General features: G+C 61.8%; 20 protein-coding genes and 1 pseudogene. 18 read left to right on the top strand and 3 right to left on the bottom strand.

Going from position 1 to position 23,882, the window contains the following annotated elements; translation table 11 throughout:
* Positions 1-15: 15 nt before the first annotated feature.
* Together glgP and OC446_RS05825 are read left to right on the top strand one after the other, a co-directional pair.
* On the top strand, positions 16-1,710 hold the full coding sequence (gene glgP / locus OC446_RS05830; protein WP_262028109.1) for an alpha-glucan family phosphorylase: 1,695 nt from the start codon (positions 16-18) through the stop codon (positions 1,708-1,710).
* 114 nt (positions 1,711-1,824) lie between these two features.
* Positions 1,825-1,914 (top strand): annotated as a pseudogene (locus OC446_RS05825) (4Fe-4S dicluster domain-containing protein); the annotation flags it as partial.
* 19 nt (positions 1,915-1,933) lie between these two features.
* Here OC446_RS05825 and OC446_RS05820 read toward each other — a convergent pair.
* Positions 1,934-2,935: a sugar-binding transcriptional regulator gene (locus OC446_RS05820; RefSeq protein ID WP_262028108.1), complete on the bottom strand. Its 1,002-nt coding sequence runs from the start codon at positions 2,933-2,935 to the stop codon at positions 1,934-1,936.
* Between the two features lie 246 nt (positions 2,936-3,181).
* Here OC446_RS05820 and OC446_RS05815 point away from each other — a divergent pair, with 246 nt between their 5' ends.
* The 5 genes from OC446_RS05815 to OC446_RS05795 all read left to right on the top strand — a co-directional run bounded on the left by OC446_RS05815 (position 3,182) and on the right by OC446_RS05795 (position 8,581).
* The gene (locus tag OC446_RS05815; RefSeq protein ID WP_262028107.1) at positions 3,182-4,564 is read left to right on the top strand and encodes a sn-glycerol-1-phosphate dehydrogenase; all 1,383 of its coding nucleotides are present in this window, start codon (positions 3,182-3,184) and stop codon (positions 4,562-4,564) included.
* Positions 4,565-4,599: 35 nt separating this feature from the next.
* On the top strand, positions 4,600-5,919 hold the full coding sequence (locus OC446_RS05810; protein WP_262028106.1) for an extracellular solute-binding protein: 1,320 nt from the start codon (positions 4,600-4,602) through the stop codon (positions 5,917-5,919).
* Between the two features lie 68 nt (positions 5,920-5,987).
* Positions 5,988-6,899 carry an ABC transporter permease subunit gene (locus tag OC446_RS05805; RefSeq protein ID WP_410055017.1) on the top strand — a complete coding sequence of 304 codons (912 nt, stop codon included), beginning with the start codon at positions 5,988-5,990 and terminating at the stop codon, positions 6,897-6,899.
* A gap of 2 nt (positions 6,900-6,901) precedes the next feature.
* The gene (locus tag OC446_RS05800) at positions 6,902-7,822 is read left to right on the top strand and encodes an ABC transporter permease subunit (protein WP_262028105.1); all 921 of its coding nucleotides are present in this window, start codon (positions 6,902-6,904) and stop codon (positions 7,820-7,822) included.
* Positions 7,823-7,834: 12 nt separating this feature from the next.
* Positions 7,835-8,581, top strand: coding sequence for a glycerophosphodiester phosphodiesterase family protein (locus OC446_RS05795; RefSeq protein WP_262028104.1), 747 nt, complete (start codon positions 7,835-7,837; stop codon positions 8,579-8,581).
* 68 nt (positions 8,582-8,649) lie between these two features.
* Here OC446_RS05795 and OC446_RS30995 read toward each other — a convergent pair whose 3' ends face one another.
* Together OC446_RS30995 and OC446_RS05790 are read right to left on the bottom strand one after the other, a co-directional pair.
* Positions 8,650-8,931: a response regulator transcription factor gene (locus OC446_RS30995; RefSeq protein ID WP_410055016.1), complete on the bottom strand. Its 282-nt coding sequence runs from the start codon at positions 8,929-8,931 to the stop codon at positions 8,650-8,652.
* Between the two features lie 125 nt (positions 8,932-9,056).
* On the bottom strand, positions 9,057-10,097 hold the full coding sequence (locus OC446_RS05790) for a helix-turn-helix domain-containing protein (RefSeq protein ID WP_262028103.1): 1,041 nt from the start codon (positions 10,095-10,097) through the stop codon (positions 9,057-9,059).
* A gap of 268 nt (positions 10,098-10,365) precedes the next feature.
* Here OC446_RS05790 and OC446_RS05785 point away from each other — a divergent pair, with 268 nt between their 5' ends.
* The 11 genes from OC446_RS05785 to OC446_RS05735 all read left to right on the top strand — a co-directional run bounded on the left by OC446_RS05785 (position 10,366) and on the right by OC446_RS05735 (position 23,723).
* Positions 10,366-10,797: a response regulator gene (locus OC446_RS05785; protein WP_262028102.1), complete on the top strand. Its 432-nt coding sequence runs from the start codon at positions 10,366-10,368 to the stop codon at positions 10,795-10,797.
* Between the two features lie 193 nt (positions 10,798-10,990).
* Positions 10,991-12,061 (top strand): LacI family DNA-binding transcriptional regulator, encoded by a 1,071-nt coding sequence (locus OC446_RS05780; RefSeq protein WP_410055015.1) that lies wholly within the window; start codon positions 10,991-10,993, stop codon positions 12,059-12,061.
* A gap of 199 nt (positions 12,062-12,260) precedes the next feature.
* On the top strand, positions 12,261-14,096 hold the full coding sequence (locus OC446_RS05775; RefSeq protein WP_262028100.1) for an ABC transporter permease: 1,836 nt from the start codon (positions 12,261-12,263) through the stop codon (positions 14,094-14,096).
* 48 nt (positions 14,097-14,144) lie between these two features.
* The gene (locus tag OC446_RS05770) at positions 14,145-15,383 is read left to right on the top strand and encodes an ABC transporter substrate-binding protein (protein ID WP_262028099.1); all 1,239 of its coding nucleotides are present in this window, start codon (positions 14,145-14,147) and stop codon (positions 15,381-15,383) included.
* 35 nt (positions 15,384-15,418) lie between these two features.
* A complete protein-coding gene (locus OC446_RS05765; protein ID WP_262028098.1) occupies positions 15,419-16,543 on the top strand; it encodes an ABC transporter ATP-binding protein in 1,125 nt (374 codons plus the stop codon).
* Positions 16,544-16,597: 54 nt separating this feature from the next.
* Positions 16,598-17,221 carry a protein phosphatase gene (locus tag OC446_RS05760; protein WP_262028097.1) on the top strand — a complete coding sequence of 208 codons (624 nt, stop codon included), beginning with the start codon at positions 16,598-16,600 and terminating at the stop codon, positions 17,219-17,221.
* A 15-nt stretch (positions 17,222-17,236) separates the two neighbouring features.
* Positions 17,237-18,067 carry an inositol monophosphatase family protein gene (locus OC446_RS05755; protein ID WP_262028096.1) on the top strand — a complete coding sequence of 277 codons (831 nt, stop codon included), beginning with the start codon at positions 17,237-17,239 and terminating at the stop codon, positions 18,065-18,067.
* An 88-nt stretch (positions 18,068-18,155) separates the two neighbouring features.
* Positions 18,156-18,974 (top strand): inositol monophosphatase family protein, encoded by an 819-nt coding sequence (locus OC446_RS05750; RefSeq protein ID WP_262028095.1) that lies wholly within the window; start codon positions 18,156-18,158, stop codon positions 18,972-18,974.
* Positions 18,975-19,177: 203 nt separating this feature from the next.
* Complete coding sequence (locus tag OC446_RS05745; RefSeq protein WP_262028094.1) at positions 19,178-20,476, top strand: ABC transporter substrate-binding protein; 1,299 nt, start codon at positions 19,178-19,180, stop codon at positions 20,474-20,476.
* On the top strand, positions 20,473-22,377 hold the full coding sequence (locus OC446_RS05740; protein ID WP_262028093.1) for an ATP-binding protein: 1,905 nt from the start codon (positions 20,473-20,475) through the stop codon (positions 22,375-22,377). Before OC446_RS05745 ends, OC446_RS05740 begins: the two co-directional genes overlap by 4 nt.
* The gene (locus OC446_RS05735) at positions 22,374-23,723 is read left to right on the top strand and encodes a sigma-54-dependent transcriptional regulator (RefSeq protein ID WP_262028092.1); all 1,350 of its coding nucleotides are present in this window, start codon (positions 22,374-22,376) and stop codon (positions 23,721-23,723) included. Before OC446_RS05740 ends, OC446_RS05735 begins: the two co-directional genes overlap by 4 nt.
* Positions 23,724-23,882 lie beyond the last annotated feature (159 nt).

Raw genomic sequence — 23,882 nt, 5'->3', positions numbered from 1 at the left:
ATAAGGAGACAGGCCGTGTCGGTGATCGAAAGCTATCTGCCGAGCACGCGGATTGCCTATTTCAGCATGGAAATCGCCCTGCGGCCCGAGATGCACACCTATGCGGGCGGCCTCGGCATCCTCGCCGGAGACGTGGCGCACTCCGCCGCCGACCTGGAACTCCCGATGGTGTTCGTCACGCTGGCCAGCCGCGACGGCTATCTGCGCCAGACGATCGACGGGGAGGGGCGCCAGATCGACTGGCCCGATCCGTGGGAGCCGGAACAATGGACCGCGCAGGTTCCCGCGATGGTCGCCGTCACCCTGGAGGGGCGGGACGTCTGGATACGTCCCTGGCTGTACGAGCTTGCATCGCCCCTCGGATACAAGGTGCCGGTGATCCTCCTGGACACCCGGCTCGATCAGAACGCCACTCAAGATCGCACCGTCACGGACCGGCTTTACGGCGGCGGGGAGTGCGACCGGCTCAGGCAGGAGGCCGTTCTCGGGATCGGTGGCGAGCGCATGTTGCGGGCGCTCGGCTTCAGTATCGAGACCTATCATCTCAACGAGGGGCACGCCGCCCTGCTTGCGCTAAACCTTCTGCGCCGCCACGCTCGCGCTCCTTCGGACAACCCGCTCGAGCCCCGGCCCCACAATACCGACCCTGTCCGCCGGCAATGCATCTTCACCACGCACACGCCGGTTGAGGCGGGACATGACCGCTTCGCCTATGAGGATGTGGCGCGTGTCCTTGGCGACGTCGTGGCGCTCGACGAGCTGAAGAGCCTCGCAGGAGAGGATCGCCTGAACATGACGCGGCTCGCGCTGAATCTCAGCGGATATGTCAACGGCGTTGCACGGCGTCATGCGGAGACGACCCGGCGGATGTTCCCCGGGTATCGCGTCCGGGCGATCACCAACGGCGTGCATGTGGAGCATTGGACACATCCGGCCTTCGCGCGCCTGTTCCAGAGTATCCTTCCCCATTGGTGCCACGAACCGGAAGTCCTGTCGCGTGCCGATCAACTCGACGACGGGAATGTCTGGGACGCACATCGCGAGGCCAAGCGCGACCTGCTGGAGATAGTCAAGGGGCAGTCGGGGATAGACTTCGATCCCGAAGCGCCCGTGATCGGGTTCGCACGGCGCATGACCGGATATAAGCGTCCGAACCTACTGTTTATGGATCTGGAGCGCGTGAGGCGGCTCCATCGCGAGTTCGCGCTGCAGATCGTCGTCGCCGGAAAGGCTCATCCGCGGGACGAAGGGGGCAAGGCGCTCATTCAGCAGATCCACGGCCATATCGACGATCTGCGGGACGTCCCCATCGTCTTCCTTCCGAATTATGACATGGAGATCGCCCGGACGCTCACGGCCGGCAGCGACATCTGGCTCAACACGCCGCTGCCGTCCCTGGAGGCTTCCGGGACGAGCGGCATGAAGGCGGCGCTGAATGGGGTTCTCAACCTCAGCATTCTCGACGGATGGTGGCTTGAAGCCTGCGAGGAGGGTATCACCGGCTGGAGTATCGACCACCGGCCCGAGGGAACCCGCGAGGATCACGCCCGCGCGCTGTACGAGAAACTAGAAGCTGTTGTCCTCCCGCTTTACGCCCAGGACAGGTCCCGCTGGATCTGGATGATGAAGCAGACGATCAGCAAGATCGGCCCGATCTTCAACAGCCAGCACATGATGCGCCGCTATGCCAGCGAAGCCTATCTGCGGTGATAAGGTGTGCCGCATGTCGATCTGTCTTATACGGCTTTAACCTGGATCGACCAGCGTGGCTTTAGAAGCAGGCTTGATCGGCGAGCATGCCTGGAGACTCGACGTCAGATGCCCCACTGCAAGACCTGCGACATCAAGGACCCGAACCAGAACATCACCTGGGTCACCCCCGAAGGCGGCGGACTCAACTACGTCAATATGTGAAGGCGTGCAGAGCGCCCGTCTATCCGCGGCTGCGGCGTTTCCCCGGCGGCGATCTCTTAGATGCGTCGCCGGCCAGAACAAGGTCACGCGCCGTCCGGGCCGTGGTCTCGTCGCAGATGACCACGGAGGCGAGGTGGGCCTTGAGGGCTGCCGCGATGGCAGGAATCTTGTTGCGCCCGCCGGACGCGAGGACGACGGTCGGAATGCGAGAGAGTTCGCTGAGCGGCAAGGCGATGGCGCGCAGGTTGAGCGGATGGTCGATCACGTGGCCTTCAGCATCGTAGAACTGCCCCAGGATATCGCCAACGGCGCCGAGCGCCAGCAGCTCGTCGGTGGGCACATCCCGCGGCAGACCGTAGCGGATCAGCAGGGAGCGGAGGGAGAGATCGCCGATGCTGAGCACCGCGACATCGTTTGCTGAAATGCGCTCGAAGGCCTCGCGAAACACGTCCTGCGACAGGATGATGTCGCGTGACGCAGGACTGCCAGCATAGATGGGCGCGGCCAGATACTGGCATTCGGCGTTCAGGCGGTTGGCAAGGCTGCTCGCCGTCTCGAAGGTGTTGAGTTCCAGGCCGTGCGTCAGCCCGCCCATCATCGAGTTGACGCACAAGTCCGGATAGCGGCCCGGCCGCGTGTTGCGGATAGTCTCGCGCAGGGTCGCACCCCAGCCAAGCCCAAGACCTTTGACGCGATTCGTCTCAAGGAAATTCGACAGATACTCGCCCGCCGCCTGACCGAGCAGGACCGGAACGAGATCCGGATCATCCGGCGTCGGAATGATGACGGCATCCTTCAGGCCGAACTCGCTAATGAGGATCTGTTCGAGTTCAACGCAGGTGGCAAAGCGCGAATTGAGGGTGATGCTGATAAGGCCGCTCGTGCGCGCCTCGACCAGCATCCGGTTCACGCGAAGTCTCGTCATGCCGAGCTTCTCTGCGATGTCGGCCTGGGTCATGCCTTCCATGAAGTAGAGCCACGCAACCCGCGCCTCGAGAGAATTGTCATCCGTGTTCAGCATGGTCGCGCGCCTGCAATGATTGTCCGAAGCCTGTATCAAGCCGTCAAGGCGCTCCCGCTGAGCCGGGTCCGCCGCACCATCGGGTGCAACGCATTCCGATCATCCCGAGGCGTTCGTGAGGGTGGAACAAGGTATCGGCGCCATCATCGAACGAATCCACCGGCGGGAGCAAGGGGCCAGGACCCCGTTGTCATCGTCATACAATTGTAATACACAATATGCAAATGTATCGCGAGTGAGGGGTCAATGGCAGGTCAGGCGCAGGTTCTCAACGAGGCGGTACGGAAGGCGACGACGACACGTCAGGTGTTCGTCTCCTCTTCGGCGCTTGCTTTCCTGCCCGATGCGGTACGCGCCGCGGGAGGCCGCGCGCCGATGATCGTCGGCGATCGCAATACCATGGAGGCTGCCGGCTACGATGCGCACGCGATCCTGGAACAGGCCGGTCTTGCGAGTGTCGCTCCGGTCCTTCTGGAGGCCGCCCCGCGGGTGAAGCCTCATGCCGCCCTCGCGAGAGATATCGCCGGCGCGATCAAGGCGCAGGGAACAACTCCGGTCGCCGTCGGGTCGGGCGTCATCAACGACCTCACGAAATACGCGGCCGAACTCGCCGGTGTTCCCTATATCTGCGTGGCGACGGCGGCCTCGATGGACGGCTATGCCGCTTCGGGCGCCGCCTTGCTCGACGACGGCTTCAAGCGCACGCTGGACTGCGCACCGCCCGTCAGCGTGGTGGCCGATCTCGATGTGATCGCGCGGGCTCCTGCCCGCATGGCGGGCTGGGGCTATGGCGACCTGGCCGGAAAGATCGTCGCCGGCGCGGACTGGAAGCTGGCCGACCTGCTGGGCGAGGAGCCGATCAATCCCGAGCCGTTCGCGCTTGTTCAGGACAATGTGCGTGGATGGCTGTCGCAGCCTGACGCAATCGGCGCCGGCAACTCTGCCGCCATGGGCGATCTCATGAACGGCCTGCTCGTCTCAGGCTTCGCCATGCAGGCTCATGGCAATTCTCGCCCGGCGAGCGGGGCCGAGCACCTCATCTCGCACGTCTGGGAGATGGAACGACTCACCTACGAGGGCGAGCCTGCGGCGCACGGCGCCTGCGTGGGGATCGGGACCGTGGCGATCCTCGCCTTGTACGAGTGGTTCCTGGCGCAGGACATCGATGAAAACGTCATCGCGCAAGCGCGTGGCGCCGCGTCCACACCCGAGGCGGTGGAGGCCGAGATCGAAGCGGCATTCTCTGATCCGCACATTGCCGAATCCGCGCGGACGGAGATGCGGGTCAAGATGGAGCGGGCTCCGCGCCGGGCCGAGCGCTTGGCGACGCTCGCCGCCGACTGGCCGGCGCTGCGCGAAGAGTTGCGCCGGTACTGCATTGCACCCGACGAAATGGAAACCTGGCTTCGCGCGGCCGGCGCCGCGGCGCATCCCGGCGACCTCGGGGTGCCGCTGGCGCAGCTGGCGAAGGAATGTCGGCGCGCGCGGTTGATCCGCCGGCGCTTCACCATCCTGGATCTTCTCGATGATCTGGGCTGGCTCGACAAGGGGATTGCCGCCCTCATGGCCGAAGGAGGCTTCTGGGGAAGGCGTTCGAAAGGGCAGGGGATCGCTATCTCGACGCCCTGAAGCGGGAGAGAAGGATCAAATGGGAGGACATCAGAATGAAAAATGACAAGACGATACCGCGCATCGCCGTCGGAGCGCTGGCCCTGATCATGTCCGGTGCCGCCTCTGCCGAGCCCGTCGAGGTGCAATGGTGGCACGCCATGAACGGCGTCAACGGAGAGCGCGTCGAGGAGCTTGCCAAGAAGTTCAACGAGTCGAACGACCAGTACAAGGTCGTCGCGGTGAACAAGGGCAACTACGACGAAGTCATCAACAGCACCATTGCGGCCTATCGGGCCAAGCGTCCTCCTCACATCGTGCAGATCTACGAGCGCGGCTTCATGACCATGCTGCTCTCGGACGCCATCGTCCCGGTGCAGGATCTCATGGACAAGACGGGCCATAAGGTGGATTGGTCCGACTTCATCAAGCCTGTGGCTGGGTTCTATTCCTACAAGGGCAAGCTCGCGGCGATGCCCTTCAATTCATCCTCGCCGATCCTCTTCTACAACAAGGACCAGTTCCAGAAGGCTGGGTTCGACAAGCCGGCGGAGACCTGGGGCGAGTTCGAGAAGCAGCTCTACGTCATCAAGAAATCCGGCGCGGCCGAGTGCGGAACGGCACTGGCGACGGATTATCACTGGAGCCTCATCGAGAATTACAGCGCCATCAACGACCAGCCCTACGCCACGCAGGCGAACGGCTACAATGGGCTCGACACGGAGTTCGTCTACAACAAGACGCTCGTGGTGCCTCAGGTGGCTCGCCTGAAGAAATGGCTCGATGACGGCGTGCTTCAGATTGCCGGCCAGGGCTTCAGCCCCGAGCAGCTCTTCACGTCCGGAAAATGCGCCACCTACTTCGCGTCGACCGCAGCGCATAGCGGTATCGAGCGCAACTCGAAGATCGCCTGGAGCGCGACCTTCATGCCGTGGGAGGAAGGTAGGCAGCCGAAGAACAGCACCATCGGCGGCGCCGCCCTGTGGGTGATCAAGGGGCACAAGCCGGAGGAGGAGAAAGCGATAGCGGCCTTCTTCGACTATCTCGCGAAGCCCGAGACGCAGCTCTGGTGGCACAAGGCGACGGGCTATGTCCCGCTCACCAACAAGGCTTACGAGATGGCGAAATCGGAAGGGTACTACAAGGAGAGCCCCACACGCGAGATCGCCATCCAGCAGCTCAACCGCGGCACGCCGACCGACAATTCGCTCGGCTTCCACTTCGGCAACTTCACCCAGTCCATGTTCGCCCAGCGTGAGGAAGTCGAGGCTCTGTTCGCCGGTAAGAAGGACGCGCAACAGGCCATGGATGACGCCGTGAAGCGCGGCAACGAGGTTCTCCGCCAGTACGAGCGCCTCAACAAAGGCAAGTACTGATCGAGCGAAGCGGCACTGGTCCGAATCCGGATCAGTGCCGCATCCTGTCTGTCGAGCGGAGATTAGACGTGGTCGCAACCACTCACGAACCCGGTCTGAAACATGCTCATTTTCAGACCGCGGGCCTGCCGGCCCTGCTGCTTCTGCCGCAGCTCCTCATTCTTCTCTTCTTTTTCTTCATCCCGTCCATCCGGGCCCTCATGCAGGCGTTCCTGCTGACGGATCCGTTCGGGGCCAGCGTTCATTTCGTCTGGTTGGACAATTTCACGGCGCTCTTCGCGAGCGACAGCTACCGCAACTCCATCTGGGTAACGATCTGGTTCACTCTGGCACAGAACGTCGTAACAATCACTGTCGCGCTCGTTCTCGCCTTCGCGACGGATCGGGTGGTGCGCTTCCAGTCCGCTTACAAAGGCGTGATCCTGCTGCCCTATGCGATCGCACCCGTCATCGCGGGCGTGATGTGGGCGTTCCTGTTCAATCCGGCCGTGGGCCCCATCGCGTTCTTCATCAAATCGCTGGGGATCCAGTGGGATCCCAACCGCAATGGCTCCGATGCCATGCTGCTCGTGGTGCTCGCAGCGTCCTGGAAGCACATCTGCTACGATTATATCTTTCTCGTCGCGGGCCTTCTGGCCGTGCCGAGATCCTTGATGGAGGCCGCCGCGGTCGACGGTGCGGGGCCGATCAGGCGCTTCTTCCAGATTGCGCTGCCGCTGCTCGGACCCACGCTTTTCTTCCTTACAACCATGAACTTCGTCTACGGGTTCTTCGAGACCTTCGCCATCATCGACGCGGTTACCCGAGGCGGTCCGGCCGGAGCCACGAACATCCTGGTCTACAAGGTCTATCAGGACGGCTTCATCAATCTCGATCTCGGGTCCTCGGCGGCCCAGTCGGTTCTCCTGATGACATTCGCTCTCCTCCTGACTCTCCTGCAGTTCAAGTATGTTGAACGCAAGGTCAATTACAGCATCTGATCATGGTTGAACGCTCCCCCATTCTCACGGCGATCTGCCATCTGATCCTCCTCGGGGGCATCGTGCTGGTCTGCCTGCCGCTCTATTTCGCCTTTATCGCCGGCTCGCTGACGATGGAAGAGGTGCAGCAGGTGCCGATGCCGTGGCTGCCCGGTGGCCACTTCCTGGAGAATCTGGCGACCGCATGGATCAAGGCGGACTTCGGACAACTCCTCCTGAACTCCTTCATCGTGGCGATCGGCATTACGGTCGGCAAGGTGGCGATCTCGCTGCTGTCTGCCTTCGCGATCACCTATTTCCGGTTCCGATTTCGCATCCTGGCCTTCTGGCTGATCTTCATGTCGCTGATGCTTCCGGTCGAGGTGAGGATCGTGCCGACCTACGAGGCCGTCGCGAATGCGGCACTGCCGGTCCAATGGGTGATCGATCTCCTCAACATCCAGGGGCTCTGGGAGTGGATCACGGGCAACCGGATCGAGATTGCCCTCGAATGGAACATGCTGAACACCTATCAGGGGCTGATCCTGCCGCTGATTGCATCGGCATCCGCCACGTTCCTGTTCCGGCAGTTCTTCCTCACCGTTCCCGAGGAGCTTCTGGAAGCGGCGCGTCTCGACGGCGCATCGGCCATGCGCTTCTTCTGGACGATCCTTCTGCCGCTCTCGCGTTCCAACATCATCGCCTTGTCGATCATCCTGTTCCTTTATGGGTGGAACCAGTATCTCTGGCCGCTGCTCTTCACGACCGAGAAAGACATGGCTACGGCCGTCATCGGTGTGAAGCATCTCATCCCGCGCTCGGACACGGAACCGGCCTGGAACGTGGCGATGAGCGGCGCGCTCCTGGTGATGCTCCCGCCCGTTCTGGTGGTTCTCATCATGCAGCGCTGGTTCGTGCGCGGTCTCGTCGACAGCAGCAAGTAAGGCAGAATTTTCATGGTCATGATCATCGGTCATCGCGGGGCGCGCAACCTGTGGCCCGAGAACAGCCTGGACGGTTTCCGGAGGCTCGCGGAGCTCGACGTGGAAGGCGTCGAGTTCGACGTTCACCTGACGGCGGACGGCAAGCTCGCCGTGATCCACGATCCGACGCTGGAACGGACCACGACGGGATCCGGCCCAGTCGGCGCCCGGACCTTGGCCGAACTCCAGGCAATTCCCCTGCGTGACTGCCAAGAAACCGTTCCGAGCCTCGATCAGGTCCTGCAAGTGCTCGCCGGCAGCGCTCTCGAACTTCATATCGAGCTGAAGACCGACGCCGTTGGAAATGCCTATGCCGGCATGGAGGCCAAGGTCCTGGAGGCCGTGCATCGCCACGGCCTCGAGACGAGGTCGATTCTGACGTGCTTCATGCTGGAGGTGCTCGAGACCGTCCGACGGCTCGATCCGGACATCCCGGTGCTGGCTTCCGTCGATCGGCGCTCCTGCGAAATGCTGGGAGGGCTGAATCGAGCCATCGATCGTCTCCAGGCTATCCCGGGCATTTTTGTGGCGGTTGAAAAATTCCTTCTGATCCATACCATGCAAGCGTTCACCGACGCGTTCGGAGCGGATAGGCTCGGTGCGTGGGTGCCGAACGAAGAAGCCGATCTCCGCTACTGGTTTCGCCAGCCCGTCCGGCAAATCACGACCGATCGTCCCGACCTCGCGCTGCGGGCGAAATCCGACCTTCAGAGCGCTTGAGTAGGGCGGACGCCGCAGTCGGGCGTGGGTCGGGCGGGCGAAGATTCAGCCCCCGACGCAATGTCGCGTCAGGATCGGCGCTGAGACCGCGCGGGATCCTGCAAAGGAGCGGAGCGGCCCGGCCTGCTTCGGGCCCGTGCCTTGTAGAGCAGAGACTTGACGTGCTGCTTGACGGCGCATTCGCTCAAGGACAGGGCACGTGCGATGTCGGAATTCGTTTCGCCGCTCGCGACGAGACAAAGCACTTGCGCTTCTTGAGGGAACAGAGCGGTAGAGGACGCATCTGTTCTGGACTGTATATGAGATCGGTGCCTTCGTTTGCAGCGAAGGCAGATGAGATTTCCTGTCATGGCAGCTGCCCCCCAGCAACGCTGTTTCAACGTATTATAGCGTCAGGCGGGGTGTTTCACTTTGCAGGTCGGCGCAATCTCTGTGCCGTATGCCTCAAGCGACGGGTCGAAGGCGGCAGGGTCGATCACATCTGCAGATCGCGGATCCACTGTGCCACAGCCGGGCCGCTCGAACCGGGCCTGTGCCGCTGGACGGCGACCCGGGCCAGCGTTCCTTCAGCGCGGGCTTCGCGAGGCGACATGCCGAACATGCGCCGGAACGCTCGGCTGAAGGCCGCCTCGTTCCCGAAGCCCCATGAATACGCGAGATCCGCTATGGAGCGATGGGATGGAGAGGGAGAGGTGAGTTCGGCAAAGCAGCGGAACATCCGGCGCTCCCGGATATAGCCGCTCAGTCCGCCGAGGGGTTCGAACATGCGGACAAGCGTCGCCCGCGAGACGTGGAATTCGCGGGTCATGCTCTCGACCGTCAAATCCGGGTCAGCGAGATTGGCTTCAATGTAACGCTTGATCGTCAGGAGCAGGGCCCCTTTCTTGGCCGTCGCGACCGTCTCCCGTGAATTGGCTGAGGGGCCGAAGCAGCCGGCGATCAGGCTGGCCGTCGCTTCTGAGATGGCTGCCCCATCCTCTGCACTCAACGAGCCGGCCGTCTTGTAAATCGTCTGCAAATAGGTGCCGAGGACATGGCCGAGCCCGGTCCGGCCCGATAACACGGTGCCGTGCAGCCCGTCAGGATGTCTGAGAAGTGGCTCCAGCATGGTTCTCGGAACGATGCAGTTCAAGTTATGGAAGCGCTCGGCTTGGGTCTGCAATGTCCGGGAGAGGTCGAGAATGCTGATATCGCCTGGTTTCACTTGGATGTCTTGGCCGTCGACCTCTCCAGCATAGCCGCCCTGCGAGTAGAGCTGGACCACGTAATGATCGATCCCACTGCGGGCGATCGTGCGTGGCGAGCGATGGAACCGCTGAGCGTTTGCGCTTACGCTTCCAAAGACGAGCGGCCCAAGATGATAGCTGTCGACTTCGACCTCGAAAGCCTCGACGGCTCGTGAATCGGGCATCGATACGTCGAACAGGGGCGATGTGATGCTGCGCCATGTCCAGAATGCCTCTTCGGCGGACGAGGCCGCAGAGCCGACGAACGAGAAGGATGGGAGGCCGGACATGATCGATTGCGCACCCCAGGATCATATGATGTTGTTCATCGAACGGGAACGTTAATGGAGCGTGGTGGAAAAGGAATACGTATTGTCCGCAGGATCGAATAGAATTTCTGTCTCCGGCAAGATCGTCGCCGCGAGATATCACAGCGTCTGGAAGGTTGAGCCGATCGTTAACTCTTTGGTGACCATATCCTGACTTGGCGAATTCTGCTTCGAACACCTGCCACGATCGTTCGTTAACCACACGGATGTGTTCAGTGAGGTTGCGTACATGGCTCCAATGCTGTCCCCTTGGACTCGCCCCAAGCCGGCGAAGAAACCAGCTCCCAAGTCACTGCGTCAGCGCGTTCTCGTCGTCGAGGACGAGTTGATCATCGGAGAGCTTGCGGCCGAAGCCCTCATCGAAGCGGGCTACGAGGTCTTCACGGCGGCCAGCGCAGAGGAGGCCGAGGTCATCTTGAGGGACGAGTCGGTGGATATTCTGTTCACCGACATCGATCTGGGTGGCCGAGACGGCTTCGATCTCGCGCAGGTCGCCTTGTCGCTCCAGCCGCTCATCTCAATCGTCTTCACCTCCGGCCGCTCCCGGATCTGCCACGGGAGGTGTGTGTCGGTGGGTGTGCCTTTCCTCGCCAAGCCTTACCGGCTCACCGAACTCGTGGAAACGGTCGAGCGTGCCTTGAAGCCGCGATCAACGCAGTGACAGTCGTTCCTCGGGATAGCATCGTCGACAATGGTGTCTGCCTCAACCGATCTTGGCCAAACGATTGCCCGGGGCGGACCCGTGTGGCGCCGGCCTCGTGCGCGCTTGCCTGGGCTGAATGCGTGTGCATAGATTTCCCTTGTCAGTTCGGAGGCATGCTGAATATTAGCTGCCGAACGCACACAGGGCATCAATGGACGCGGAGCAAGCCCCCCCAGAGACGTCTTCGGATCGTGAAGACCATCTGAAACGTGACCGCACAGCGCGAAGCTTCGTGACGTCTGAGGACGTGGCGCGGCTCGCCGGTGTCTCCCGCTCGGCCGTTTCGCGCACCTTCACGCCCGGCGCCAGTGTCTCGGCCGATGTGAGGCATCGTGTTCAGGAAGCGGCCAAGACTCTTGGATACCGGGTCAATCGCCTGGCCCGGAGCCTGATCAGCGATCAGTCCAACTTGGTCGGGGTGGTCGGCGCCAACCTGTCCCTGCCCTTCATGGCTCGCCAGCTCGACGAACTGAGCCGGGAGCTTCTCAGGCGCGGCATGCAATGCCTGCTCCTGAATGCCGCCGAGGCGGAGCAGGGGATCACGCCTCTGATCGAACTGATACTCGAATTCCGTGTCCGGGCCATCGTGGTGATGTCCGGTTCGCCCCCCTCGTCGATCATCGACGAGTGCATGGCCAATGGCGTACGGGTGATCCTGGTCAACCGACAGGACGATGACACCGAAGCCGATACGATCATCAGCGATGATCTCAATGGAGCCCGTATTGCGGCCGAGCGACTGCTCCGCGCGGGCTGTCGGCGGATCGGCGTCGTCGGGAGCGGCGCCCAGACTCCAACCCAGATCCGTCGTCGCGGTGCCTTCGTGGACCGCGTGAGGGAGGCCGGGATCGAGCCGGCCGTCTGGGCCTCTGGCGGGACCGCCTACGAGACCGGGATGGACGCCGCAAGAGGCTTGCTTTCCGCCCATGACCTCGATGGCGTCTTTTGCGTCACCGACCTCATGGCGCTGGGCTTCCTCGACGGCGCGCGCGAGATGGGGCGGCGCGTTCCCGACGATCTGTCGATCATTGGCTTCGACGATATCCAGCAATCGGCATGGGCTGCCTATCGCCTGACCACGATCAGGCAGTCGATGAGCGATCTTACGGAATCCGTGCTGGCGGCCATCGAGCGCAAAATGACCGGGGAGAGGGGTGACCTCGCGCACGAGGTTCTCCCGGTCGAACTCGTCGAGCGAGCGACCGTCCGTTCCACCTCCTGATCCAAGATCATTTCTTGCTCAGATTGGCTCTTGCAACCTTTGCACACGTGTGCAAACCTAACGGTGCTTCGCTCCAAAGTGGGGAGAAGATCAGCGAACTGACCGCCCGTCCGGCCAAGCCGAATGAGAGCACCCGAATGTCAGACGCCACGGGAAACGCTATCGGGCCGGATTCCGGCCTCGGGAAGGATGGAGCGGAATGACGAGCTCGGCGGCACCAGCGCACACCCCATCGCGTGTCCCTTCGACAGGAGCCGTCGCCAGTCGCCTCTGGCAATCCTTCACCCAGCCCGAACGCCTATTGGGCATCCTCCTCGCCATCGTGTTGGGGGGACTGGTTCTCGTGCCACTGTTCGAGCTGATCCGAGAGACACTTACCGTCCAGCCTTATGACCGCGCCTATTTGCCGAAGGCCCAGCCGGGCGACTTCACATGGTTTCACTACGAGCGCGTCTTCGCCGGTCGTCTCTCCTGGGCGATTTTCTACAAACCGTTCTTCAACTCGCTCATCACGGCATTCGCCGCCACCATCATCTGCCTTGCCTTCGGCGCAGGATTCGCTTGGCTGATCGTCCGTACGAACATCCCGTTCCGGAATTTTCTGCATACGCTTGTGATGATCCCCTACATGTTGCCTTCGTGGGTGATGGCGCTCGCCTGGATCACGTTCTTCAAGAACGACCGCATTGGCGGAGCTTCAGGCGCCTTCGCGTATTTCTTCGGCGTCCAGCCGCCGGATTGGATCGCCTATGGCCCGATCCCGATCATCATCTGCCTGTCGCTGCATTACTACGTCTACGCCTACCTCTCCGTGTCGAGCTCGATCACGAGCGTCGACAGCCAGCTCGAGGAGGCGGGAGCCATGGCAGGCCTTTCCCGTCTCAAGCAGTTTCTGTGGATCACGGCTCCGCTGCTGCTGCCTGCGATCGGTTCCGCTGTGGTGATGACGTTCATCCGGGTGGTCGGATCGTTCGGAACGCCCGCTGTCCTCGGTATGCCGGTGCGCTATTACGTGCTGCCGACGCAGATCTATGCCGCCATGGGGACCCGTAATGCGGGCGATGGTTTTCTCCTCGCTCTGGTTCTCGTCGTTCTCGCGTGCCTGTTCATCTTCATCAACCAGCGCCTCATTGGAGTCCGCAAGAGTTTCGTGACCTTGTCCGGCAAGGGCTTCCGCAGCAAGGAGATCGATCTGGGGTCATGGCGATGGCCGCTCTTCTTCCTCGTCATGCTGCTCATGACGGCTGCTGTCGCGTTCCCGCTCGTCCTGCTGGTCCTGCAATCGCTGATCAAGACGGCCGGCAATTACAGCTTCGGCAACCTGACCCTGCATTACTGGATCGGCGGAGGAGGTGAGGGCGTTGATCAGCTGCAGGCCGCGCTCGTCGACAACAGCAATATCCTCGATGCCACCTGGAACAGTCTCAAGCTCGCGTTCCTCACGGCCATGACGACAGGAATCTTCGGCTTTCTCATCGGCTACGTGGTGGTCAGGACGCGCGGTTCGCTCACCTCGCGGACGCTCGAGATGGTGGCTTTCCTACCGTATATCTTCCCGGCTCTCGCCTTCGGAGCGATCTATATCGGTATGTTCGCCCGTCCATTCGGGCCGATCCCTGCTCTCTACGGCACCTTCGCGCTACTCGTCCTGATCTGCTCGGTCAAGACGCTGCCCTTCACCTCGCGCACCGGCATCGCGGCGCTACTGCAGATCGACAAGTCGCTGGAGGAGGCTGCACGCGTCCAAGGCATCGGCTGGATTCGCCGAATGCTTCGGATCATCGTGCCCATCGCGGCTGGTGGGCTTCTCTCCGGCATGCTGCTGAGCTTCATCAGCATCATGCGAGAGCTGTCGCTCATCATTCTTCTCGTCACGCCTTCGACGAACGTACTCGCAGGCGTCATCTACAACTACCAGAACCAGGATATGCCGCAGCTTGTCGGCGTCGCCACCGTGATGCTCGTTGCCATCGTCATTGCGGTCAACCTGCTCGTCCGTGCCTTGTCAACGAAGATGAGGATCGGAGCGGTCTGAAGCTTTGATTTAACTTGTCGTAACGAGAAGAGAAGGAGGAAGCCCATCATGACACTGACATTTCGCAGCGCCGGAACATGGATCGCTGCTGGCGCCCTTAGCCTCGCATTGGTGGCGCCGGCACTTGCGCAGACATCCGACCCGAAATGGGACGCCTGGTTGCAGAAGAGCCAGCTCGGCCCTTACCAGAAGAACGAGAATTGGGACGAGGTCATCGCCAATGCAAAGAAGGAGGGAGAGGTCGTTGTCTATTCCTCCACCGGCACGATGCTGAAGGTTGCCGAGGATTTCGCGAAATTCCATCCGGAGATCAAGGTCAAGGCCTATGATCTGGGCTCTGAGAAGACCATCGAGAAGATCGTGCGTGAGCATCAGGCCGGTGTGTATGCGGCTGACGTTGTCTATTCAGGTGGCACCGAACAGATGGTGTTCGACCTGCTCCCCAATCACCGCATCGTCAATTACGTGCCTTCCTACCTGACGGACAAGATCCCTGCGGAGCACCGCGAGCCTCTGCTGACGCACGTGATCGAGGCTTATGGTGTCTTCTACAATTCGGAAACCCACCCGCAGCCGCCGATCAAGACCCTATGGGAGCTCACCGAGCCGCAATGGAAGGGTCGTTTCTCCATGAAGTCACCGGCTGGCTCGCTCACGACGCTGATGATGCTGGCGGCCATCGTCGAGCATTCCGACGACATGCAGAAGGCCTACGAGCAGCACTATGGCAAGAAGCTAGAACTCACATCCGGAGTCGAGAACGCCGGCTACGAGTTCCTTCACCGGCTGATCGCAAACGATATCGTCATCTCCGACAACAGCTCGAAGATTGCCACAGCCGTTGGTCTTCGTGGCCAGGCCAAGCCGCCGATGGCATTCTCGGTCATCCACTATCTGACCAAGAACCAGAGCGACAACTACGCGAATGCGGTTCCCTATGACCTGACGCCGTCGGCCCTGTTCTCCTACCCGACCTTTGTGGCGGTCGCTGGACAGGCGCCGCATCCGAATGCCGCGAAACTCTTCGTGGCTTTCCTTATGGGCAGCAAGGATCTGAGCGGCAACTCGGAACTGAAGGCACCGTTCCGGTCCGGGAAGTCCCTTGAACTCCTGCAGGGCATGGCGGCATTCTATCAGGTCGGCACCTTTTCGCCGCGCACCGACGTTCCGCCTCCGCCCTACAGCGAAATGTGGCCCAAGGCTCGGAAGCTCACGGCATCGCCTGAATTCGTGAGGGACAACATCGCGAAGATCAGTGACTTCTGGATGGCCGAGACGAGCCGCTAACCCGTTCCGAATGGCTTCCGCACGAGAGAGTGCCCATGTCTGAAATCACCCTCAGAAACATCACCAAGTCGTACGGAAGCCATCTGGCCCTTCCGAGCCTGGACCTCGACATTCCGAAGGGAAGTTTCGTGACCCTCCTCGGACCGTCAGGCTGCGGCAAGACCACGACCTTGCGCGTTATCGCGGGCCTCGAGCAGGCTACTACGGGGGAGGTCGTGCTTGGCGGCAAGACGGTTTATTCCAGCGGTACCGGCGTTTTCGTTCCGCCCGAGCGGCGCGGACTCGGCTTCATTTTCCAAAGCTATGCGCTTTGGCCCAACATGAAGGTCGACCGGAACATCACCTTGGCGCTCTCGGAGGCGAAGCAGCCAAAGAAGGTGATTGAGGATCGTCTCGCCGAGGCACTCGCGAAGGTCCAGCTGACGGGACTATCCGACCGCTATCCGTCGGAACTATCGGGTGGTCAGCAGCAGCGCGTCGCTGTGGCCCGTCTGATCGCGGCACGCAACTCAATCCTGCTCATGGACGAGCCTCTGTCCAACCTCGACGCGAAGCTCAGGACCGAGATGCGGACGGAGCTGAAGCGCATGCATCGTGAGTTGCAGGCGACGACGGTCTATGTCACGCACGATCAGGTCGAGGCGCTGACCATGTCGGATATAGTCGTCGTGATGAAGGACGGCGTTATCCAGCAGCAGGGATCGCCATATGAAATCTATCACAATCCCGCCAATCTCTTCGTTGCCGAGTTCATCGGCGATCCCAAGATCAACCTTTTCGAAGGAGTTCTGAGCACGAACGGCAGCGAACGCGTCGTGCGCTTCGAGGACAGCAATATTCCCGCTCCGGCGCGTCTGCAATGCGGGGACGGCCCCGTGACGTTCGCGATCCGCCCGGAGAACATCACGATCGTCGAGCGGCAGGGTCCGTTCAGTCTGCCGGCCGAAGTCGACGTCGTTCAGCCCACCGGGTCGCAGACGATCATTTCTCTCTCGGTCAAGGGACACCGGGTCACGGCGCTCATTCCGCGCTTCGAAACCTCCTTGTCGAGGAAGAACATTTGGATCGAGTTTCCCGCTGACCAGCTCACCTTCTTCGACAAGGCCGGAAACCGGGTCGCACTGCAACAACAAGTTCTCGGAACATCCCATGCGGCCTGAAGGCAGAACGCCTCCGACTGTCGCGGCAATACGTTGAAGAGTTTAGGATATAAGATGGCAACCCAGTTCAACTTTCCCCGTCCTCCGATGAGCCTGATCGTCGATGATCTCCCGCCCTTTGGCGTCAAGCTCTATGTCGGGGACGCAAACGCGGCTTCGGACAGGGAAATGCTCGAGATGAACGACATCGCCATCGTGGTGAACTGCGCCGTCAATCTCGACATTGACTACACGGCCGGCGTGGGAGCCTCGGAAATCGCGTCGCCTCACGGACCGGTTCGAAACTACAAGCTTGGCCTCATCGACGATGCGGGTAACCCGGACACGATGCTGCTTGCAGGCTATTACCTGCTCGACGGCGCTCTCCATCAGCAACTGCCCGACCGCTGCACCTATCCCCATCGGCGCCGCGGCAATGTCCTGTTGCACTGCCGCGGCGGTCGCAGCCGATCCGTGATCCTCGCGGCCCTATACATCCATGTCCAGCTTCCTGACCGCTTCCCGAACCTCGATTCCGCCATCGACCACCTGCGTGTCACGCGCGAGCTTCACCCCGATGAATGGATGGAAACGCCGAAGCCGATGCTGATCGCGGCCGCACGTTACGCAGCTGCTTGGATCCAGCGGATCGAGAGCGATAAGCATGACGCCCCGCCGGCCATTTCCACCATTCGATAACCAGGACAGACCCTTATGGCCTTCTCGAACATTGCCAGGGCTTCAGATACTGCTTCTTTGCCTGTAGCAGAGAGAGCCGATCTCAGATTCTCCGTTGCATGCGCGGTTGCTCGCGAAGCCGGGGCCTTGGCCCGCCGCCGTTTCAACGGGCGTCCGGGCACGACCGGCATCAATCTCAAAGGCCATCAGGACTACCTCTCGGCTGTCGACGCAGAGGTCGAGAACCTGATCCGAATGCGATTGCTGGATAGCTTTCCTGAGGATGCCTTCTTCGGTGAGGAGGGGGGAGGATCGTTCGACCGCGATGTCTGGGTGGTGGATCCTATCGACGGCACCGCGAACTTCGTGCGCGGCATTTCGCAGTTCTGCATCTCCATTGCCTATGTCCGCGATGGTCGGATGCAGATCGGGATCATCTACGATCCGATGCATGACGAGTTATTCGCTTCGGAGCGCGACGGGGGAGCAACCCTGAATGGCGAGCCGATCCGGGTCAGCGGTTTGGCCGATATGCAATCGGCGACCATCGAGGCGGGCTGGTCGACCCGCCTGCCACTCACCCGATATGTCGAACTCGTGGACCGGATTTTGGCGGATGGGGCCGGCGTCCGGCGCGGCGGATCCGGCGCGCTCGCCCTCGCTTATGTGGCGGCCGGCCGGATCGACGGCTATTGCGAACTGCACATGAACTCGTGGGATGCATTGGCCGGGCTGCTGTTGATCGAGGAAGCCGGAGGCTGGGCGAACGACTTCCTTGCCGATGCGGGCCTGCGCGACGGCAACATCGTGCTCGGCTGCACCTCGGGCTTGAAGGACTCTCTCGTCAAAGCGATGGGAATGACCTGACTCGGATCCTCGATGCAGAATGGCGACAACTCTATCCTGTCCAGCGTCCGGAATTTTACCATCCTGGATACTATGAAAGCGATTCCCCATGCCGTTCTCGACCCGTGATGCCGAAGCTGTGGATCAGCTTCTCCGCGAAGTCGCAAGGGTCGAGATCATGCCCCGCTTCCGGAACCTGGCAGCCCACGAGGTCCGGCAAAAATCGTCGGCCTTGGATCTCGTGACGGATGCCGATGAGGCAGCCGAACGGATGATCAGCAGCGGGCTGAGACGAATCTTCCCGCAGGCTGTGATGGTCGGCGAGGAGGCCGCGGAGCGTGATCCCTCGCTGCTGAATAAGCTGGCGGATGCAGAGCTTGCTCTCCTGATCGATCCGGTGGACGGAACCAAGAATTTTGCTTCGGGTCTTCCATTGTTCGGGGTGATGGTGGCAGCCGTGATGCGGGGAGAGATCGTTGCCGGTTGGATTCATGACCCGGTCGGCGATGACACCGCAATTGCCATTCGAGGAGAGGGGGCGTGGATCCAGATGTCCGGCGCTCGTGTCGACCTCCGGGTCGCAGCTCCGCTTCCCGTTCAGGAGATGTCAGGCTGTGCATCCTGGAATCATATGCAGGAACCCATGCGATCGACCGTGGCGGCGAACCTGACCGGATTCGGAGCCGTCGCATGTTATCGCTGCGCCGCACACGAGTATCGAATGGCAGCCGCCGGGCATAGCCATTTCCTTGTTCAATCGAAGCTCATGCCGTGGGACCACGCGGCCGGCTGGCTCCTCCATCGCGAAGCGGGCGGATATTCCGCACGGTTCGACGGATCACCATATCGCCCAACCCTTCATACCGGAGGCATTATCTGCGCTCCCGACGCTGAAAGCTGGAGGACGATACGGGAGACGCTGTTCTGATTTTCGCCGTCGTCTGCCAACTCAAGCACGTCTGAGCTGGCCGAATGACGTACTTTGCTTTTTGAAGAATGACTTGATTGCCCGGTCCGTCTCGGGCCTATGATGCAGCCCGACACTGGCCGCTTCATCTGTTCATGGTTCGCACATTCTTCTTTTGCCTGGCTGTATTGCTCGCCCCTGCGGTCCCGACCGCCGCGACGGCCATGGCGGCTGAAAAGGTGCGTGTCCTGACATCCTTTCCGCCGCAGGTTCTCGAACTGTTCCAAACCGCTTTCAGCACCCGCAATCCTGAAATCTCCCTTGAATTCGTCCAGCGCAAGACGACGACGGCCATCGCCGACATCGCGGGCGGGAGGCACAGGGCCGACATTTTCTGGGCGTCGGCGCCGGATGCTTTCGAGATCCTGAAGCGCGCAGGACGGCTGGCCGTGTTGAAGCCCCGCTCCACGGGAGCGCCGGACCTAATCGCCGGCTATCCCGTCAACGATCCGGACCTAACATATCTCGGTTTTGCCCTGTCGGGTTACGGGTTCGTGTACAATCCCAACTACATCGAGCAGCGGGAATTGCCGGTCCCAAAACGCTGGGGTGATCTCGCGGCCCCCATCTATGCCGGACATATCGGCATCAGCTCCCCGTCGCGGTCGGGTACGATGCACCTCATGGTCGAGGCCATTCTCCAGGTCTACGGGTGGGACCGCGGGTGGGGCATGTGGTCTGAGGTTGGTGGCAATCTCGCGACCGTGACGGCACGCAGCTTCGGCGTCGCTGCTGGGGTTGCCCGCGGTCGGTTCGGGATTGGTCCGTCAATCGACTTCCTCGCGAACCCGGAGGGCATGCCGAAGGGATCTACCCGGTTTGCTCTTCCAGAGGAGACGCTGTTCGTGCCCGCCAGCATCGCGATTCTAACCGACGCGGCCAATCGGAGCGGTGCCGAACGCTTTGTCGATTTCGTCTTGTCGCCCGAAGGCCAAGCGCTGCTGCTCGATCCTGCGGTTGCGCGATTGCCGATTTCTCCGGTCGTCTATCGGGCCGACGGGACATCGGACGGTAATCCATTCCAACAGAATGGGCTTTTCACCAAAAGCCTTTTCGACGCCAGCCTTTCGGCCGCACGATATGAGCTGGTCAATATCATTTTCGACGAGATGGTGACCTTTCGCAGATCCGAACTAGTGCGGCTGTGGCGCTCCGTGCGCTTGCTTGAGGCGGCTTTGGCGGAACGATCGGACGCTGAGGTGGCGAGGCTCGTGAGCGATGCTCGCGATGCCCTGACACGACCGCCACTGAACGGAGCGGAGGCCATGGAGCTGGAACGCTGGAGGGACCTCGTGCGCGTGCCACGGGGGCTTCCCACGCCCGAACCCCAGGCCCGGCTCGAAGAAGACATCAAGGCACGGATCGATGACAATATGCAGAGAGCGGCACGCGCCCTGACCGCCGCATCTGCGCGACTGGACAATGCCGGCCGTGACGCGAGACCGGAGGCTCTGCGGCCATGATCCGGCGGAAGCGGCTCGGGATTGGCGGACGCCTGACCATCTCCTTTCTCGCCGTGGGTGGGCTTGCGGTCGGCGCCTGCATCGTGGGCTGGTTATCCTACGCTCGTCTCAGCGCAGAGCTGAGTTCCGTCGCGACGGATCATCTCCCGGCTCTCGCTTTCTCGGCCCGCCTCGCGGAGGCGGGAGCGAATGTAATCGCAAGCACGCCCGATCTCGCGGTTGCGGAGCGGCGCGAAGCGTACGACCGCATTCGCCAGACGCTCGTCGAGCGTTTGGCCGTTCTCCGGTCGGTTCTCAACGAACGTAGCGACGAACACTCACTCTCGCCCGAGCTTCTCGTCGTGCAGGACGGGATCGAGGCCAATCTCAAGTCGATTGACCAGGTCGCCGACCGGCGCTTTCCGCTGCACGAGCGCTCGCGGGAAATCGGGGAAGAGTTGCGATGGCTGCAGGCTGACCTGATCGAAGAGATCGAGCCGCTCATCGACGACGCTCGCTTCAACATGGAGACCGCCATTAGCAGGGTTGCTCCGGGCGAGGCCGCCGAGGCCGGGCGCAAGACGCTGCTGGAGGAGAGCCGCAAGAGCGAAGCCCTCCTGACCATCAATGCCCATGCTAACCTAATCGTGGGACTGCTAGGGCGGCTCGGCACCGTGCCGACGGCCGAGGACCTTCAGGAGACGAGCAACTTCCTCGGTGAAATGACGGATCAGCTCGATTTGGAAACCAAGGCGCTCGCCAGCTGGACGGATACGATCACCATCAGCCAAATCGCGGCGCGCCTGCTGGCCGTCTCGGATCCGATATTGGGCCTGGCGGCCGTGAAGCGGGCCGAGCTCGAAGCCATTGCCGACGCGCAGGCGCTTCTCGCCGAGAACCGGCGTCTCGTCACCCAGCTCGGTACGCTCGTATCGCAGGAGGTCAGTCGCACGGAAGCGATCGCGCGCAGGGCCGCGGAACGCTCCGCGGCCGCCATCGTGATCGGACGCAATCTCCTTCTGGCCATCGCCGCCGCGTCACTGGCCATCACGGTCGCAATCGGCTGGTTTTATATCCGCCGAAACTTGGTCGTGCGCCTCCAGGAACTGACGCTGGCAGCGACGACTATTGCGAGCGGTCCCACGATGCCGGTCCTGCCACTTCCCACCAACGACGAACTTGGCGATCTCGCCAAGGCTCTCACGGTCTTCCGGCAGACCCGGGACGATCTGGTCCAGGCGGCCAAGCTCGCGGCGCTCGGCCAGATGGCCGCCGGCATCAGCCACGAGCTGAATCAGCCGCTCGCGGCGATCCGCTCACACGCCTATAACGGTGCTGTGCTGCTCCAACGCGGCCGTGCCGAAGAGGCGAGGGCGAGCCTGGACCGAATCCAGGGCCTGACCGCCCGGATGGCCGAGCTGATCAAGCATCTCAAGCGTTTCGCTCGCCGCCCAGCAACGAGTCTCGAGGCCGTCGATCTCCACGCGGTGGTCCAAGGAGCCCTGAGCCTGTTCGAGCAGCGCCTCGACGAGGAGAAAGTCGCCGTGCGGTTGAGCTTTCCCGATGGTCCGCTGTCTGTCCTCGCCGAGGAGGTGAGACTCGAGCAGGTGGTCGTCAATCTGATCTCGAACGCACTGGATGTCCTCGAAGGACTGGCGGAGAGACGCATCGACATCGGGGCTCACGTCATGGGAGGTCACGTTCACCTGGCCGTGACTGATAATGGACCAGGCATTGCGGAGCAGCACCGTGCCGCCATCTTCGATCCGTTCTTCACCACCAAGCCCGCAGGCCTGGGACTCGGTCTCGGCCTCTCAATGTCGTACAATATCGTCAAAGACTTCGGAGGAGACTTGATTTTGGCGAGAACAGGACCGACGGGAACGACCTTTGCGATCCATCTGGTGGCGACCAGGTCATGAGTGCGGAGACGAAGGTCGTCCTCGTGGACGACGATCAGGAAGTTCTGGACGCTTACCGGCAAACGCTGGAGCTCGATGGATTCGACGTCGCGGCCGTGGGCTCGGCCAATGCTGGGCTCGAGATCCTGTCACCCGATCTGCCCGTCGCCGTCGTGAGTGACGTCCGGATGCCTGGGCTCGACGGTTTTGCCCTTCTCGATGCAGTCCGCGCGGTGGATTCCGAGATCCCGGTCATCCTCGTGACCGGGCATGGCGACGTGCCGATGGCGATCAAGGCGGTTCGAGGCGGAGCCTGGGATTTCATCGAGAAGCCGGCCGATCCTGTGAGGCTCGTCGAGACTGTCAGGCGCGCTCTTGCGCACCGGCGCCTCATCCTCGAAAACCGGTCCCTCAGGGCAGGGGGTGCCGATCACGATTCGATTACAGGCCGGCTCATCGGCCGTTCCGCCGCCATCGAACGGCTGCGGCGCAATCTCCGGACCCTTGCGGATGCCGAGGCCGACGTGCTCCTCCTCGGCGAGACGGGCACGGGCAAAGAGGTTGCTGCCCGCGCTCTCCACGATTTCGGACGACGTCGGAACGGTCGCTTCGTGGCGGTCAATTGCGGTGCAATGCCAGAGACCATGATCGAAAGCGAGCTCTTCGGTCATGAGCCTGGCGCTTTCACGGGAGCCCGTGAGCGACGGATCGGCAAGATCGAGCATGCGAGCGGCGGCACACTCTTTCTCGATGAGATCGAGTCCATGCCCATGACGGCCCAGATCCGGCTTCTGCGCGTTCTTCAGGAGAGAACCATCGAGCGGATCGGATCGAACAAGGAGATTCCTGTCGACATCCGTGTCATTGCGGCCACCAAGGCGGATCTCACCCAACTCGCCGGCAGAGGCGCGTTCCGTGAGGATCTGGTCTATCGGCTGAATGTCGTCACAGTCCGCCTCCCTCCTCTCCGCGAGCGGCGGGAGGACGTGCCCATGCTGTTCACCCACTTCCTCCATCTCGCGGCCGCCCGCCAAGTGAGGGCGGCGCCGTCACTCGATCCGTCTTTCCTCTCAAGGCTTCAGCAGCAGGAATGGCCCGGCAATGTGCGCGAGTTGCGCAATGCAGCCGAGCGGTATCTTCTCGGCCTCGACGAGGACGAGCCGCCTCATGCGGCGCTGAACCTCGATGGCATGCCGACTCTCGAGCGGCAGATGGAGATCGCCGAACGCCGCGTGATCGAAGAAACCCTCGTGCGCTTCGCCGGGCGCATCGGCGCCACTGCGGAGGCACTCGGGATCACGCGCAAAACCCTTTATCTGAAAATGAGGAAATACGATCTCGGCCGGCCGGGAGAGATCGAGACCTGACGTTACATATCTGTCCCATGGCGGGTAGGGAGCGTTACCATCCTTTCCCGTATGGCAGACCATTCGTGTGTTGCACCTGACAATTCCTCCTTCAAACGAGCGCGAAGCGATGCGGCCGGGGTTGGCACGCTTATTGCTTATGGCTTCGTGGCCGCCTTC

The sequence above is a fragment of the Microvirga sp. Mcv34 genome (assembly GCF_024519725.1).
Lineage (GTDB): Bacteria > Pseudomonadota > Alphaproteobacteria > Rhizobiales > Beijerinckiaceae > Microvirga.
The sequence above is the reverse complement of the archived record's forward strand: the minus strand, read 5'-3'. Positions and strand labels throughout refer to the sequence as shown.